This window comes from Gelidimonas diazotrophica (assembly GCF_055694025.1).
Map to the genome: position 1 here is coordinate 3312016 of NZ_CM146349.1, position 15384 is coordinate 3327399.

Below are 15384 nucleotides of genomic sequence, written 5' to 3' on the forward strand. Positions count from 1 at the left end.
GATCAGCAGATACGCGGCAGTTGCTCGCCAGACAGCCAGTCGACCACGCGTCGTCCGCCGAAACGGGTCCGCATCTGCACGAAGCCATGCGGATCATCGGTTACCGCGCCGATGCGCGCGGCATTTGCGCCCAGCGGATGCGTGCGCATGGCCGCCAACAGTTGTTCGGCGTCTTCCGCTGCGCAGATGGCAACCAGTTTGCCTTCATTGGCGACGTACAGCGGGTCGAGTCCGAGAAATTCGCATGCGGCATCGACTTGCGGCGACACCGGAATCGCCGTTTCCTCCAGTTCCATGCCGACACCGGATTGTTTGGCAATCTCGTTGAGCGTGGTGGCCAGCCCGCCACGCGTCGGGTCGCGCAAGACGCGCACGCCCGGCACCACCGCCAGCATGTGCGCGACCAGGCCATGCAGGGCCGCGGTATCAGACAGAATTTCAGTTTCGAAGTCGAGCGATTCGCGTTTCGACATGATCGCCACGCCATGGTCGCCGATCGTGCCTGAAATCAGAATTACGTTACCGGCACGGGCGCCGGCACCGTCAATGACAATACCGGGCGGCACCACGCCAATACCGGTGGTGGTAATGAACACGCCATCGCCCTTCCCGCGCTCAACGACCTTGGTATCGCCGGTAATGATCGGCACGCCCGCCTCGCGCGCTGCTTGCGCCATCGAGTCGACAATGCGCTTGAGTTCCGACAGAGCGAAACCTTCTTCGATGATAAAACTGGCAGACAGATACAACGGCTGGGCACCGGACATAGCGACATCATTGATGGTGCCATGCACCGACAGGCAGCCAATATCGCCACCAGGAAAAAATAATGGCGACACCACATGCGCATCGGTCGCCATCACCATGCGACCGGCAGGCACCGTAAAACTGGCCTGATCGTTACCCTGACGCAGCCACTCGTTATCGAATGCGGCAAGAAACAATTCTTCAATCAGCTGCGCCGATGCGCGACCGCCGGCACCGTGTCCCATGTCGATGCAGCCCTTCTTGAAGTCGAGCGAACGGACATAACTTTTTTTGACCACGCTATTCATGCTGCCACCACTGCGATGTCCCTGAATCGACCGTAAGAATAATGCGCGGCACAGGCTCCTTCACTCGAAACCATGCACGACCCCATCGGATTTTCCGGTGTGCAGACGGTACCGAATATCTTGCAATCGACAGGTTTCTTCACCCCGCGCAGGATCGCGCCGCATTCACAAGCCTTGTTATCGGGCACAGGCTTGTAAGCAAGGTCGTAGCGCCGCTCCGCATCGAATTGTGCATAATTAGACCGGATGCGTAATGCGCTGTATGGCACTTCACCCAGGCCGCGCCATTCGAATGTCGGTCGCAGCTCAAACACCTCGGACACCAAAGCCTGCGCGGTCAAGTTGCCATGAGCACTCACCGCACGGGCGAATTCGTTTTCCACTTCGCAACGGCCTTCATTGACCTGGCGAATCAGCATCAGGATCGCCTGCATCACATCGAGTGGCTCGAAGCCGGCGATCACCACTGGCTTGCGGTATTCCTCAGCAAAATGCACATACGGATCGGAACCGATGACTATGCTCACATGGGCCGGCCCGATGAAGCCGTCGATCGGTACAGTGCCGTAATCGCGCACTTCCGGCGACTCGAGAATATGCGTGATGGCCGACGGCGTCAGCACGTGGCAGCACAAGACACTGAAATTATCGAGGCCGCGCGCGTGGGCATCGCGGATCACCAATGCCGTCGGCGGCGTGGTGGTTTCGAAACCGATGGCAAAGAAGACCACTTCACGTTCCGGATTCTCTTGCGCGATCCGGAGTGCATCCGAGGCCGAGTACACCATGCGGATATCACCGCCGCGCGCCTTGGCCTTGATCAGCGACATCCCGCCGGAGGCCGGTACGCGCATTGTGTCGCCATAGGTGCAGACAATCACATTGCGTTCCAGCGCCAGTGTCAATGCGTGGTCGATGCGGCCGATCGGCAGCACACAGACCGGGCACCCAGGGCCATGGATCATGCGCACGTTATCGGGCAACAATTCGCTCACTCCGTAGCGCGAAATCGCATGCGTATGACCGCCGCAAAATTCCATGAAACTGTAGTTCCGTACCGGATTGGTTTCAATGCGGATGCGTGCGGCGATTTTTTGCGCGATATCGCCATCGCGAAATTCATCAATGTATTTCATGATGGGAGAGCCTCCGCAGAGTTCGATTCAAACATTGCCAATTCACCGAATAACGCCAGCGTGCGCAGCGCCTCTTCCGGATCGAGCTTACCGATGGCGTAGCCGACATGCAGAATCACATAATCACCCACTTCCACGCTATCAAGCAGCGCGGTGGAAATTTTCTTGCGTACGCCAGACAGGTCGATCATGGCCTGTTGATTGGACAGCACTTCCACGACACGAACAGGGATTGCTAAACACATGGGATGACCTCATTAAAAAGCAATTCAGAATCGTACGAACTGTGGACAGCCATCAATTGCTGACGGGCGACCCAAGCTTGACCGAGTGCCAACCCGGAGTCGCCGCAGGAAACCATTTGCGGCAGCAAGACGCGCAAGCCGCGTCGTGTCAATGCGGCGTGCAGGCGCCCGGTCATGATGCGGTTCAGGAAACAGCCGCCACCAAGAACGATGGTGGCCGCAGATTGGACACTAGTGGCCTGGTCAATCCATGCCACCAGCGCATCCACCAGCGTCAGATGGAAGAGTGCTGCACCACGAGCGATGGCTTGCGGATTGCCGTGATCGGCCAGCGCGAACAGGCTTGCCAACAGCGGCCGCAAGTCCAGGGTGCCATCTGCATCAAGCGTGTAATTCCCAGTATGTTCCGTTTCGCCATGATCGGCCAAATACGCTACCGCCATTTTTTCCAGCGCGATCGCCGCTTCCGCTTCAAACTGTTGTTTGACGCTGATTCCGAGGGCACCCGCTGCCGCATCGAACCAGCGGCCGGCACCCGTCGTTGCCGGGCAATGAATGCCGCGCTCCAGCATGGCCTGCACGGTACGCGCAGCCATCAGGCCGACACTACCAGAAAACCGTTGCGTGACTTCATCAGCGCGGCCCAGCGCATGCAAGGCGGCGGCAGCCATGCGCCACGGCTCACGCGCAGCGACATCGCCGCCGGGTAGCACCAGCTCCTGCAAATGTCCGAGACGCTGCCATGCCGCGCCATCCACCCGCAACAACTCACCACCCCACGCAAGCCCGTCCGTACCCAGACCGACGCCATCAAGCGCCAGACCAATGACCGCTTCCTGTAATCCATACTCGGCCATCGCCACGCCGATGTGTGCATGATGATGTTGTACGGCGATTGCGGGCACACCAAGCTGCCCTGCGATGCGCAGTGCCAGACGCGTACTAAAAAAATCTGGATGCAAGTCATGTGCGACCGCCACAATCGCACCCTCTGCCTGCGCCACCAAACGATGTACCGAATCTTCCAGCGCAACGCAATTGGCCGGATCGTCCAGATCGCCATGCACCGGAGTCCAGCGCACGCCGTCGTCCTGCAGCAGACACGCGGCATTCTTGAGCCAAGCGCCGCAGGCCAATATCGCCCCCGAAGCAGCCTTGCTCGTCGCTGGCAATGGTTGCAGTATCATGATCAAACCCCGCCTGCCTGCACCTTGAGTGCAGCCAGTTCGGCTTCCAGTGCAGTGATGCGATCTGTCAGCAGTTGTGGTGGTGTAGAGTCTGGCGCTCCGCCCACGCTGCGATGACCGGCCTCGATCCAGTCGAGCCATGCATCCATACCCTCCCCGCTGACCGCTGACAATTGCAAAATTTCTATCTGCGGATTGACACGCCGCGCGTACTCGATGCAGCGCGCCACATCGAACTGCAGATGGGGCAATAGATCCGTCTTGTTAAGCACCATCAAACGCGACACTGCAAACATATCGGGGTACTTGAGCGGCTTATCCTCGCCCTCGGTCACCGACAGGATGACGACCTTCGCTGCCTCGCCAAGATCCCACATCGACGGGCAAACCAGATTGCCGACGTTCTCGATAAACAAGATACCGCCCGGCTGCGTCGCCTGCGGTGCATCGTGATGATGTAAAGGTAGACGTGAGAAGGCATCGCTGACCATTTGTGCATCCAGATGACAGCCTTTGCCGGTGTTAATCTGGATTGCCGGAACACCGGTGGCACGGATGCGGTCGGCGTCGAAGCTAGTCTGCTGATCGCCTTCGATCACGGCAACCGGCACACCGCCAGCGCGCCGGTTCAAGGCGTCGATGGTCGCGCACAGCAATGTGGTCTTGCCGGAGCCGGGACTCGATACCAGATTCAATGCAAGGATGCCATGGCCGGCGAAATGCTCTCGGTTGTGCGCCGCATGGCGATTGTTTTCACCCAACACATCTTGTTCCAGGCGAATCGCCCGCGCTTGACTCATCCCCGGTACCGAGACGTTGGCAAGACCAGCGCCATAATGCAAATCACCGCTCGCGGCATCGACTGCCACATGATCCGCGGCATGGTGATGCTGCTGCACACCGTCATGTCCATGCGGATGAGGGTGATCATGCGCATGGGCTTGTTTGTTAGCGATTTCCGGCTGACCGGCCTGTTTGTCGTTCGCGCATCCACATACAACACACATGGCGCATCTCCTTTTTCGATTTGACGTCTGGCAGGTTTGACCTGTCTCGTTGATTCTACTGATGTTCTGCACTGTTAGTGCTCCCCCTCTCCTGCGGGTGGCGGGTGGCAGAAGGGGAGTGAAGCAGACTTCCTGTCAGATGGCTGCCATCATCCAGGCGCCGCTGGCGGCCACCATCGCCCCCGCTGCGCGTAACAACCAGCCCTGTTTATCCATGCCCTTACCAAGTACAAGACCTACGCCATGCAAGACTGCAGTGGACACGATGAAGCCGATGCCGTATTGCCATGCGCTGCCCAGCTGAGGCATTTCGGCACCGTGGGCATAGCCATGAAAAATGGCGAACAACGCCACGATCGCAGCACCGATTGCCGGCGTAACACGTACCGAAAACGCAATCAGGCACCCCAGTACCAGCACCGACATCGCGATGCCAATTTCGACCATCGGCAATCCAATATTAACCATGCCGGCACCACCGGCAACCGCCATGAGTCCCACAAAACTGGCTGGCACTAGCCATGTTGCACGACCGCCCAACTGATATGCCCAGACCCCGACTGCGACCATTGCCAGCAAATGATCAAGACCGAATAGTGGATGCGCGACACCCGCCATCAAGCCGCCGCCATGACCCGGATGGGCATTGGCTACGCCACAAAACACTACGGCGGCCAGAGCGATGCACCCACGAATAAATTTACTGCTCATATAATTCTCCTGGAATATAAATTTGATATCAATGCTTCGGATGACGGTGTGATGACAGCGGCCCTCATCATCTGAAGTTACCTATCTGACGTTACGCAGATCTACTACAAGTGAAAATATTGTCCACGAAAGACATGAAAAGCGCGAACTGGAGCCGGCGCAGAGAGTGTTTATATAATAACGGAGTATGCCAATTTTCATGGCAATTACCGCTTATATTCATTGCGTAAGCTAAATATACCCATGTTAAAAGAGGCCATAATCCACCCCTTTCCTACACCAGAGCGGCCGTTTTCTGCATATGCCATTCACAATGCGTAAGGCCAGTTAATTATCTTCAACCATCATGTCAAGGACCCGCAATTCACTACCGCTAGTGGCCTTTAGTTGGTAGTTGCCGCAGTGCTCGCAAGCATCGCCGTGCGCCAGCATCGTCACGGTGGTTTTGCATTGCAGGCACCACGCCTGACCGGCAGGTGTCTCGATTTCGATGCAGGCATGCTGCAGGCAGGTATCCTGCGCCATCACTTCCAGCGCAAAACGCAAAGCCCGCACTTCCACACCGCACAAGGTGCCTGCTTCCAGTCGTAGCAGCGTGACACGGGCAAAATGCTCGCGCTGTTCCGCTGCTTCGACGATCTTCAGAATACCGCTGGCGAGACTCACTTCATGCATGGATTACAAGCGCCCCCTGCCGCCGGTCTGGATATAAGTTAACAGTTCGTTTTGCTGACGATTAATGGCAGTTAATGTACTGTGAACACGCTTGATCACGGCGCGCATGAAATTGAATATAAGCTCCGGGTTTTCACTGATCAATGGGGCGATGTCAGCCTTGTTAAAACTGATCACACAGGAGTTTCCTAACGAACGCACCGTATCGGCGTGGCCGGAACCATCAATAAAACTCAGCTCGCCGATCAGGTCGCCTTTTTCGAGAACATGCAAAATACCAGGCGTCTGTTTTTCCTTGGACTCACTGGTAATTGCCAGGCGCCCCTTGGTGACTATGTAAAAACTGTTGGTTGACACGCCTTTTTCACACAGCACTTCATCATCTTCCAAATCCAGCTTCTGCGCCGCCCTCTCTGCCAGTATCTTTGCGCCATGTTCGCCGATATATTGGCCAATCGGTGCGTTATAAATTAATTGTGTCAGCTCTTCAGTATTTGTTTTCATTATTTTTCCAGATAGTGGTCATGAAAAAGCACGCGCCAAAATTGGCGTTGGTAAGCGCTTGTCTGTTGTCGGAGAACGCTCCATTGCAGTACGGCTAAACTGACTGGCCGCATGATCCAGATTTTTTTTCGCTTGTTCTGTGAGTCCGAGTTGCAGCTCCCATTCATAACCACGGATGGCGAGCACATACACTTCAGGTATGTTGCCGAATACCTGCTGACACGTTGCCATCACGGTTTCTATCGACATCGTGTGCGAAGTGAAACTGAAATCCATTTTCGGCTCCGCTTTGTACAAGCGAAAACTATCCAGCGTCGTATCCTTTGACGCATCGATAAATAACACCCGCTGTTTATGGCTGATCAAATCAGCGTCTTCCAAGTTAAGGTGATAAAACTTCACTTTTTCCGCTTTTGGGCAGGCAGACGTTGTTTCAAGCCAGTCGATAAATTCCCAGCCAAGGCCATCATCCTGACGTCCGATATTACCTATCCCGTAAATCAGGGCTAGCTCATCATTAAAATAATCCAGCGTGAGATTACTTTCTGCGTTCATCAATTTGATTTCCTTTCGCGTCAAGCAGCGTCACTTCCAGTGGCATTTCACCTAGAGCATGGGTGGCACAACTCAGGCAGGGGTCATACGCCCGAATACCGACCTCGATCGCGTTCATCATGCCTTCCGTGATCTCGGCCTTGCCGCCCAAGTATTCTTCGGCCACGCTACGCACGGTACGATTCATTACCTGATTGTTTTGTGTGGTGGCGACGACCAGATTGGCGAAGGTAATATTGCCTTCCTTATTGGCCTTGTAGTGATGCAGCAAAGTGCCGCGCGGTGCTTCCACCACGCCCACTCCTTCACCCGTCCACATCACATCCGTTGCGGTGACCACCAGCTGATCTTTTTGTAGATCCGGATCATTCAACAACTCCTTGATCAATTCGGCGGAGTGCAGAATTTCGATAGCTCTGGCCCAATTGGTATGCAAGGTCTTATTACTGGACTTGCCTTTGTTATAGGAATGAAATTTTTCCAGCGCGGCTTGTGACAGTGGCGTTGAATACGATTTTGTGACATTCACCCGCGCCAATGGGCCAACTCGCACCGAACCTTTTTCCCGACCGAGTTCCTTCAAGAACGGGAACTTCATATAGCTCCATTCTTCCGTCGCTTCAGAGAAATGGCCAAGATAATCGTGATAATCCAATTCGCGAACGACGTTCTTGTCGTTATCAATAATGCGCATCTTGCCGTGGTAATAGTCGACATCGCCATTATCGTCAACCAGGCACATGTCCAATGCTGGTGCATCCCCGAAGGTATCCACCATGGCGCGGTTTTTCTCATGGAAGTCATAAAACAGTTGCAGGCCTTCCATCGCATATTCGATAACCTTATCAATACTGGGAAGGCCAGCATCACCTTTGATGAATCTATCCCGTACTTCAGCAGTTAAATTGTTATTCACGCCACCGGGAATGGAACTGATGCCGTGCATTTTCTTACCCAGTACCGCCTGAATGAGTTCCTGTCCCCATTTGCGCAGCATGACAACCCGTTTAACCAGTTCCGGATTAGCGACCGCCAAACCCAGCACATTGCGCTTTTCGGGCGCCGCATCCATACCAAACAGCATTTCCGGCACGATCAGGTAAAAATAAGCCGTCGAGTGAGACTGCAGTTGCTGTGCGTAATGCCCTAATCGACGCATCTTCTCCGCAGTGGGGGTAATCAGATTATGTGTGGAATAACCGACACCCACCATATCATCCAGTGCTTTAGCTCCACACAGATGATGGCTGACAAAACAGATTCCACAAATACGCTGCAAAAGCATCGGCGCTTCCCAGTAAGGATGCCCCTGAATGAATTTTTCAAAGCCACGAAATTCAACCACGTGCAATTTCGCATCAATGACATTGTTATCATCATCCAGATGGATGGTGACTTTTCCATGCCCTTCGATACGGGTAACGGGGTCGATAATCAGTTTCCTGCTCATAATAGATATCCTTTTAATCGTATCGATTCATTGATGTAGGCAGATTCACTGCGCGTCCATTTACAAGGTCATCCAGTACCTTGAAAATAGCATCTCCATCAGGTGGGCATCCGGGGATAAAGTAATCCATCTTGACCACTTCGTGGCAGGGATAAACTTTGGTCGTTATCCTTGGGATATCAGGATGATTGGGAATAATGGGGATTACACCAGGTACGGCGGTGGCAGAATTGATATAGGCTTCCTCAAGACAATCGGTGAGTGACTCTTGATTACGCATGGCAGGTACGCCACCCCAGACAGCACAGGCACCGACCGAGATCAGGATGTCGCAATTCTCACGGAAATGTTCCAATGTCTCAATGTTTTCTTCGTTGGCCACGCCGCCTTCAACAAAGCCAACTACACAGCGTTCTGGAATGCGTTTGACGTCGGTTAATGATGAACGCAGAATGGTGACCTTATCCAAAAGGCCCAAAAGCCGTTCATCCATATCAAGAAATGACAGAGTACAGCCCCAGCAGCCACACAAGCCAATCATGGATACGTTGATTTTTCCTTCCTGGCTTGCCAGAAACGCAGCATCCGCTGGGGTTTTAGGTAAATCGTGACTGAACATTACGTTGTCAGTAGGATTAACTTCCTTCACAGAATGATTGCTCATTTATCGCCTCCCTCTAATGCGCGTTCACGTACCGACTTAATATCGAATTTTCGTTTCCCGATCGGATCATTGAAGCCAACCTTTTTTTCAATAATTGTGCCGACCGGACAAAGATCAACTGCACGAGTAACTTGCTCAGCAGTCATTTTATTGGCGAGTTCAGCATTAATTTCAATGCGTGCGTTAGTACCACGGCCGCTAATACTGAAGATTTTTTTTCCTGTTTCTTCATCACGAACAAATTCCACGCAACGCTGACAAAAAATACAACGATCCCGCTCGAGTAGAATCTTTTCGGACCCATAATCTTTTTGCCGTGATGTGAATCGATATTCGAAGCGAGACACCATCATCCCGACTTCGTAACCCACTGCCTGCAAATCACAGCGACCACTTTTTTCACAGCTTGGACAGTTGTGCGTACCTTCTGCAAACAGGCTTTCAACCAGCGCTTTGCGCATATCCGTGATTTCTGGCTCGTTGACCTCGACTTCCATCCCGTGAGCGACAGGAACGGTACAGGCAGCGGCAGTTGCGCCGCCCACTTTCACCGAACAAACGCGACAGGTTCCTAAGCACGGTTGGCCTTTCAGATAACAAAGCGTCGGAATGTAAATGCCATTTTCCGAGGCGACATCGACCAGATTGGCGCCTTTGCGGGCATTGATATTTTTTCCATCTATTTTGATTTGAATCACGATTCAATTCTCCTATCGTTCAGCGCCGAGATCGCTTCCAGATATCCCCTGCGACTTTCTTTCAGATCAAAGGAAGGCAGTAGCGGACCATCCTGCTGTACCAGTTTTGCCTGATATAGCTCAGGGAATTTTTCCAGTGTCGTAAGTATCGGTTTAGGTGACGTGCCGCCCAGTCCGCAGCGACTTGTCTTGCGCACCAGTTTGCCCCAGACGACCACTTCATCCAGATCTTTTTGACATGCCTTGCCGTCAATGACACGGGTGATTTTTTTGAACAAATCGACATTGCCGGAACGGCAGGGAACACAAATTCCGCACGATTCATTGACAAAGAACTGCATGAAATGCTGAACGATGGCAAGCAGATCACGGGAACGATTAAATATCATGAACGACCCGTTACAAGAGAGGTCTTCCAACGCAATGGCCCGATTGCCATCCTTTTCAACCGAGACGCAATCGCCCGACGGACCACTGATTTGTACTGCCCACGGATCTTTGGCACCCACTTTTTTCAACACCTCGTTAAGTGTGATGCCCCACTCGATTTCATAGATGCCTGGCGCATCGCAATCACCGGAAATACTTAACAGCCGGGTGCCTGCCGATTCGTCGGTACCCATGGATTTAAACCAGGTAGCCCCCTTTTCCATGATGCTGGTTACTGCCACAAAGGTTTCGACATTATTGGCACTCGTTGGCTTGCCGAGATAACCGATATTGACAGGGTAAGGCGGTTTAACACGCGGTGTGCCGCGTTTGCCTTCCATGGATTCGATCAGGGCAGTCTCATCACCGCAAATGTAAGCGCCCGCCCCCATCTGGATACGGATGTCGAAATCGAACTCCGGCTTTCCGCCAATGCCCTTACCCAGCAGGCCAAGTGCACGGAAATCGGCCAGCTGCTTTTCAAGATAATCCTTGAGATAGTAGTATTCAGAGCGCATGTAAATGATGCCTTCTTGCGCACCGATGGCATAACCGGCAGTGATCATGCCGAAAATAACTTCCTTGGGAGACTCCATCAACAAAACCCGGTCCTTGAATGTACCTGGCTCGCCCTCGTCCGCATTGCAGATGACAAATCGTGTTTTCTCATCGTTATCTGAACAAAGGCGCCATTTCAGTCCCGTTGAAAAGCCGGCACCGCCGCGCCCACGCAATCCCGATTCCGAAACAATGTTAATCACCACTTCAGGACGACTGCCAAGTAGCTGATCCAACAAGGTTTTGAAATTCTTTTCCTCTTGAAAAAATAACGTACCTCGTTCACGAATGTTGGAGTCCACCATCGTATTAACGTACGCTAAGGTATCGCTTGCCAAACCATCAGGATTGACGATGTGCGCGGGAAATTCCCCACCCTTTAAACGACTGATAATCTGCGACACTTTTTCCGGCGTTAATCGCGTGAACACCTCTTTGCCAATCAGCATTGCGGGTTCTTGGTCACTTAGGCCGATACAAGATGTTGTTTCCAGGCCGAATGTTCCTGTGGCATCTTTTTTACCAAAGACACATCCTGTTTCTTGTTCAAGCGCATCGTAGACAGCCTGATAACCATGCATTTTTGCGATAACCGTGTCACTTAAATAAATTTGATGCTTTGCCGGAGGCTTGCCAAGAAAAAAATGATAAAAAGAATAGGTCTCCCGTATATCCAACTCAGTCAAACCGAGTTTGTCTGCCATTTCTGGTAACAATTCATCTGGAATGTAACCCCACTGATGCTGGATATCCCAAAGAATATCCATTAAGCGGGTTCTGTCTAAATTGTGATGCGCAAGTATTTCGTGAATTTTTTCCATAAACTTTTAGTCCCATCTAAAGTTGATCACAAATAAGGCGGGGGCAAATAAGTCATTTTTATTTAACTTATAAAGCAACCAGCTATTTAATCGAAATATCAAATAGTTGGTTCGCCCATTGCATGCGCTATTTGCAGCACAAATGATGGCCCGAGCCCCAATGAGGTAGCTGTCAGTGAACAGCACTTTAGAAAACTGCGACGTGAAATACCTTGACGCCGCATGACCTCATAAAAAGTTTCAATCATTTGAAATCTCCTCGATATTCATTGTATTTTTTAAGTTACCCCGCTCCCGTCAATTGTTCTAATGGATGCTGCAACCGCATAACCATATGACAGGACTCCTATTAATGGGCAACTTCCGTGCCACAGCAACAAGGGTGGAAAAAATAGGCGAAAAGGTAGTATTTTTGGCGCATTGCCTGCCGACAATCGCTTTATACACAGTGATGTGACGATCTATCTAATCAGTAGGCAGTACAAAATGGAAGGCTGCTAACCGGCTGCAAGCATGGTGCAGTGCAGAAGAAACTCTCAGGCTGGAAAATTTAAACGATTAGATTTTATAGTTCTGTCACATTAATTTTCCTGATTAGTTACCTACCTCAGAGAACCGTAATTTTGTTGGGGGCTGAGGCTTCGTAAGAAGCGGCGCGTGTCAAGGTGGCCGGGGTCCGGCGAGGCGGTCAGATCTACACATGGCTCACCGAACGCACAACCACAGGTGTCAACGGATCGTTCAGTGGCACGAACTATTCGAGGGTCGAATTCACGTACCTTGGTAATGGGGTCTTTGCACCACTGATGAACTATGCTGGCGAGCTAGGGGATTTCACGGTTAATAGGCTTCACGGTCATCCTATACCCGCTGGATCTTGCTGCCGCCCCGCCCGGGGCTCATGCATCGTCACTCAGGTAGGCGTCTGCTTATGCTTGCTTCGTACCATCTTTGCAGTAGTGTGGGTGCTGACCTCAAATTGATTAGGAGCGCCAATTTGAAAGTACCAGGCCAAACACTCCCACTAGAAATAGCCTGTCACAAGAACTGATGAAGCCGGGCGGTCATTCCAGGGTCGGCCCATCGCACTGGATTGATCAATTCAGCGCTACACACACAAGGCCAACTCATGGCGATGGCGGCGTCCAACCGAGCCGCCGCCGGCAACTACCTCAGGCGAAGATGCCTCTGGCGGCAATAATCTTGCTGCCGTTTTGTCCTTGAATCTGCCAAGTGATTACTTGTAAAAATTCCTGTAACAATAAATATACTGGATAACGTATATTTAATAACCGCATACAAATAATGCGGTAACACACATGTTTATCAGCATACTCCAGCAAAAATCATCAATCAAAGGACCAGGTATAAAACAAGCCATGCGCAGATTGTGCGACTGATCAGCAAGGCGCTGAATCACCAATCAGTGCCAGGCGAGCATCTGGCAACCGATATGGCGGATTTAATGCTGCATGGTTGATTCACGCGCTTGTCCTTATCGCTGTTACGGGGTAGTTTGGCTAACGTGATTTTAAAAGGGCCTTTCATGCGTGTGCTATCACATCATATTGCGATACGTGTTATCGAGAATGAACATGATCGGTTGTCGTCTGTGACCCAAGGCATGCAGCATTTCGTGCGTGCCATCAACAAGGGCAAGAAAGCGCCGGACCCCAAGGTATTTCGGGCAATGCTCGTATACATTAGCGAGTACCCGCACAAAGTGCATCATCCGAAAGAAGATCAATACCTGTTTGCTCGGTTACGCGAGCGTACCAATCGAATCGATCAGACTCTTGAAGTACTGGAGTCTCAACACAAGCAAGGCGAGTCGCAGTTGTGCGCGCTGGAACTCGCGCTGACGCAATATGAGCTTGAGGGCGCCGCAGCATTCCAGTCATTTTTTGACATGGTGGAAACATATGCCAAATTCTATTCCGATCATATGGGCTTGGAAGAAGATGTGGTTCTTCCCGCCGCCATCAAATTCCTGACGCCGGATGACTGGGCCGTGATCGATGCGCAGTTTGCTGCCAATGCGGACCCACTTGCCGGTAGTGGATACAAGGAGAGCTTGGACAAACTGTTTTCACTGATTGTGAACATCACGCCTGCACCGGTTGGGCGCGGGCCTGCAACCTAGTGCGTAGGTTGGGCTAATGCTGTATCAGCCCAACGTCCAATGCGACAAACCGACTGAGAATCGTAGAGCGAACATACCGGAGTCACCTACTTTTTCATCATCAATCTCACCATCAGGAAATCGCGAAAGAAGATACGACTGAAAGTAAGGGGTATGTCGATAAGGGCACAATAAATGAATAAGCCTCGTTGTTTTTGTGGGTGGGGATGTTGGGCTGATACAGCATTAGCCCAACCTACCGTACTAAAAGCAACTTGCAGGCTGGCTTTCGGATTTGGTTTACCTGACCGTTATGCGTCATTTGTAAGAGATAGAATTTGACCCAAAAGATACATTCGACTTGCTCCAAACTGGACGCTCATCGTTGGAGTTGAACATCCAGTTAAGTTGCGGCATAGCTAGCCACCTTTCGCGCAAATAGCCAAAACGCCAGAGCACATGGGACAGCAAAGATAAGCAAATCCAGTGTCCACAAGGTCTGTTCAAATAGTGCAAGGCCAGCGAATTTTGCTTTTAACATCAGAGAATTTAAGCGTTAGATTTGGCAGCAATGGTTAAAGCTCGTTCCTTGTGAAGCATGTATGTATAGCTGCGAATAACTTACGAATCCATTCAGGGGATATCTTCTGGAAAACGACAACTACACCTTCGGCTTCACGATAGAGAAGCAAGGTGGAGAAAGAAAACATGATAAGCATAGCGGACACAAATACCAGCGCACGTGCTCCTTGCCAGCTCAAGCCAGTCCACTGGTTCCATAGTCCAAAGCCAGCTATGGGCAAAAAAATTCCTGAAACAACTGCGAACGACTTTACCAAACTCCAGATGAAAAAGCTTATGCCTCCCTCGATGAGCAAAGGAGTCGACGCACTGCCAGATAGGCCGCTCAAAACATAACTTAATAGTTGCGGTAAGGTGATGAGCGCCAAAATAGCGGAAAAGATTTGGAGGTCTGCATTTAGATTACACATGAAATCAAATAGATTTTTGATCCTCGCACCTGCGCTTCCTTGGAAAGTGCCGTGTTCGTCGATCGCTCCATTGTTGATGGCCCACCAAGCTATACCCCAGGTTACTACTAAGGACAGTGAGAAAAAATACCAAACCACGCGAATATCTCTGCCGTGCTTGCGACTGAGTTGTACGCAGGAATAGCAGATAATTAATATAAAAAAAATAAAAAAAATAAAAAAAATTGTAGCAAGAAGGGAAGTATGCATGGTTTTTGGATGTTAATTATGGGTGCTATATGGGGTATCTAATGCTGCAGCTAATTTGAATTAAGATTAAAAAAATATTCTGTCTAGCTCGGCTAGCTGCCCCCTACCCTAGCCGACGATGCGAGGAAACGCGGGCCGTTTTTTTGCGATTTCTTTTCAGTGCGTAGGTTGGGTTAATGCTGTATCAGCCCAACATTCAATGCGACAAACCGACTGAGAATCGTAGGGCTAACATACCGGAGTCACTTACTTTTTCATCATCAATCTCACCATCGGGAAATCGCGAGAGAAGAGATGACTGAAAGTTGGAGCTATGTCGATAAGGG

15 protein-coding genes and 1 pseudogene are annotated in these 15384 nt (G+C 51.4%); 1 reads left to right on the forward strand and 15 read right to left on the reverse strand.

Features of this window, described 5'->3' with window-relative positions:
- Positions 1-2: 2 nt before the first annotated feature.
- The 14 genes and pseudogenes from hypE to KGFNPO_RS15470 all read right to left on the reverse strand — a co-directional run.
- Positions 3-1055 (reverse strand): hydrogenase expression/formation protein HypE, encoded by a 1053-nt coding sequence (gene hypE / locus KGFNPO_RS15405; RefSeq protein ID WP_472632115.1) that lies wholly within the window; start codon positions 1053-1055, stop codon positions 3-5.
- A complete protein-coding gene (hypD, locus tag KGFNPO_RS15410) occupies positions 1052-2191 on the reverse strand; it encodes a hydrogenase formation protein HypD (RefSeq protein WP_472632116.1) in 1140 nt (379 codons plus the stop codon). The genes hypE and hypD overlap by 4 nt, the downstream gene beginning before the upstream one ends.
- A complete protein-coding gene (locus KGFNPO_RS15415) occupies positions 2188-2436 on the reverse strand; it encodes a HypC/HybG/HupF family hydrogenase formation chaperone (protein WP_472632117.1) in 249 nt (82 codons plus the stop codon). Before KGFNPO_RS15415 ends, hypD begins: the two co-directional genes overlap by 4 nt.
- Positions 2427-3623, reverse strand: coding sequence for a Kae1-like domain-containing protein (locus KGFNPO_RS15420; protein ID WP_472632118.1), 1197 nt, complete (start codon positions 3621-3623; stop codon positions 2427-2429). Before KGFNPO_RS15420 ends, KGFNPO_RS15415 begins: the two co-directional genes overlap by 10 nt.
- Positions 3624-3625: 2 nt before the next feature.
- Positions 3626-4630 (reverse strand): hydrogenase nickel incorporation protein HypB, encoded by a 1005-nt coding sequence (hypB, locus tag KGFNPO_RS15425; protein WP_472632119.1) that lies wholly within the window; start codon positions 4628-4630, stop codon positions 3626-3628.
- A gap of 135 nt (positions 4631-4765) precedes the next feature.
- A complete protein-coding gene (locus tag KGFNPO_RS15430; RefSeq protein WP_472632120.1) occupies positions 4766-5341 on the reverse strand; it encodes a HupE/UreJ family protein in 576 nt (191 codons plus the stop codon).
- Between the two features lie 327 nt (positions 5342-5668).
- Entirely contained in the window at positions 5669-6016 is a 348-nt protein-coding gene (locus KGFNPO_RS15435) for a hydrogenase maturation nickel metallochaperone HypA/HybF (RefSeq protein WP_472632121.1), read from the reverse strand.
- Between the two features lie 3 nt (positions 6017-6019).
- Positions 6020-6520 (reverse strand): Crp/Fnr family transcriptional regulator, encoded by a 501-nt coding sequence (locus tag KGFNPO_RS15440; RefSeq protein WP_472632122.1) that lies wholly within the window; start codon positions 6518-6520, stop codon positions 6020-6022.
- Between the two features lie 18 nt (positions 6521-6538).
- Positions 6539-7075: a hydrogenase maturation protease gene (locus KGFNPO_RS15445; RefSeq protein WP_472632123.1), complete on the reverse strand. Its 537-nt coding sequence runs from the start codon at positions 7073-7075 to the stop codon at positions 6539-6541.
- Positions 7059-8525, reverse strand: coding sequence for a Ni/Fe hydrogenase subunit alpha (locus KGFNPO_RS15450; RefSeq protein WP_472632124.1), 1467 nt, complete (start codon positions 8523-8525; stop codon positions 7059-7061). Before KGFNPO_RS15450 ends, KGFNPO_RS15445 begins: the two co-directional genes overlap by 17 nt.
- A 13-nt stretch (positions 8526-8538) precedes the next feature.
- A complete protein-coding gene (locus tag KGFNPO_RS15455; protein ID WP_472632125.1) occupies positions 8539-9189 on the reverse strand; it encodes an NADH-quinone oxidoreductase subunit B family protein in 651 nt (216 codons plus the stop codon).
- Complete coding sequence (locus tag KGFNPO_RS15460) at positions 9186-9887, reverse strand: 2Fe-2S iron-sulfur cluster-binding protein (RefSeq protein WP_472632126.1); 702 nt, start codon at positions 9885-9887, stop codon at positions 9186-9188. The genes KGFNPO_RS15455 and KGFNPO_RS15460 overlap by 4 nt, the downstream gene beginning before the upstream one ends.
- Positions 9884-11695 (reverse strand): NAD(P)H-dependent oxidoreductase subunit E, encoded by a 1812-nt coding sequence (locus KGFNPO_RS15465; protein WP_472632127.1) that lies wholly within the window; start codon positions 11693-11695, stop codon positions 9884-9886. Before KGFNPO_RS15465 ends, KGFNPO_RS15460 begins: the two co-directional genes overlap by 4 nt.
- Before the next feature lie 116 nt (positions 11696-11811).
- Positions 11812-11943: pseudogene (locus tag KGFNPO_RS15470) on the reverse strand (twin-arginine translocation signal domain-containing protein); the annotation flags it as partial.
- A 1298-nt stretch (positions 11944-13241) separates the two neighbouring features.
- Between KGFNPO_RS15470 and KGFNPO_RS15475 the strand changes: the two are divergent.
- Positions 13242-13838, forward strand: a complete 597-nt coding sequence (locus KGFNPO_RS15475) for a hemerythrin domain-containing protein (protein WP_472632128.1) — start codon at positions 13242-13244, stop codon at positions 13836-13838.
- Between the two features lie 554 nt (positions 13839-14392).
- Here the strand turns inward: KGFNPO_RS15475 and KGFNPO_RS15480 are convergent.
- Positions 14393-15058 (reverse strand): hypothetical protein, encoded by a 666-nt coding sequence (locus tag KGFNPO_RS15480; RefSeq protein ID WP_472632129.1) that lies wholly within the window; start codon positions 15056-15058, stop codon positions 14393-14395.
- Positions 15059-15384: the final 326 nt, after the last annotated feature.

Bases quoted from the DNA above. Each gene is read 5' to 3' on its own strand.
- KGFNPO_RS15465 (WP_472632127.1), bottom strand. From the start codon at position 11,695: ATGGAAAAAATTCACGAAATACTTGCGCATCACAATTTAGACAGAACC.
- KGFNPO_RS15445 (WP_472632123.1), bottom strand. From the start codon at position 7,075: ATGAACGCAGAAAGTAATCTCACGCTGGATTATTTTAATGATGAGCTA.
- KGFNPO_RS15440 (WP_472632122.1), bottom strand. From the start codon at position 6,520: ATGAAAACAAATACTGAAGAGCTGACACAATTAATTTATAACGCACCG.
- KGFNPO_RS15420 (WP_472632118.1), bottom strand. From the start codon at position 3,623: ATGATACTGCAACCATTGCCAGCGACGAGCAAGGCTGCTTCGGGGGCG.
- hypB (WP_472632119.1), bottom strand. From the start codon at position 4,630: ATGTGTGTTGTATGTGGATGCGCGAACGACAAACAGGCCGGTCAGCCG.
- hypD (WP_472632116.1), bottom strand. From the start codon at position 2,191: ATGAAATACATTGATGAATTTCGCGATGGCGATATCGCGCAAAAAATC.
- KGFNPO_RS15455 (WP_472632125.1), bottom strand. From the start codon at position 9,189: ATGAGCAATCATTCTGTGAAGGAAGTTAATCCTACTGACAACGTAATG.
- KGFNPO_RS15415 (WP_472632117.1), bottom strand. From the start codon at position 2,436: ATGTGTTTAGCAATCCCTGTTCGTGTCGTGGAAGTGCTGTCCAATCAA.
- hypE (WP_472632115.1), bottom strand. From the start codon at position 1,055: ATGAATAGCGTGGTCAAAAAAAGTTATGTCCGTTCGCTCGACTTCAAG.
- KGFNPO_RS15450 (WP_472632124.1), bottom strand. From the start codon at position 8,525: ATGAGCAGGAAACTGATTATCGACCCCGTTACCCGTATCGAAGGGCAT.
- KGFNPO_RS15435 (WP_472632121.1), bottom strand. From the start codon at position 6,016: ATGCATGAAGTGAGTCTCGCCAGCGGTATTCTGAAGATCGTCGAAGCA.
- KGFNPO_RS15430 (WP_472632120.1), bottom strand. From the start codon at position 5,341: ATGAGCAGTAAATTTATTCGTGGGTGCATCGCTCTGGCCGCCGTAGTG.
- KGFNPO_RS15480 (WP_472632129.1), bottom strand. From the start codon at position 15,058: ATGCATACTTCCCTTCTTGCTACAATTTTTTTTATTTTTTTTATTTTT.
- KGFNPO_RS15475 (WP_472632128.1), top strand. From the start codon at position 13,242: ATGCGTGTGCTATCACATCATATTGCGATACGTGTTATCGAGAATGAA.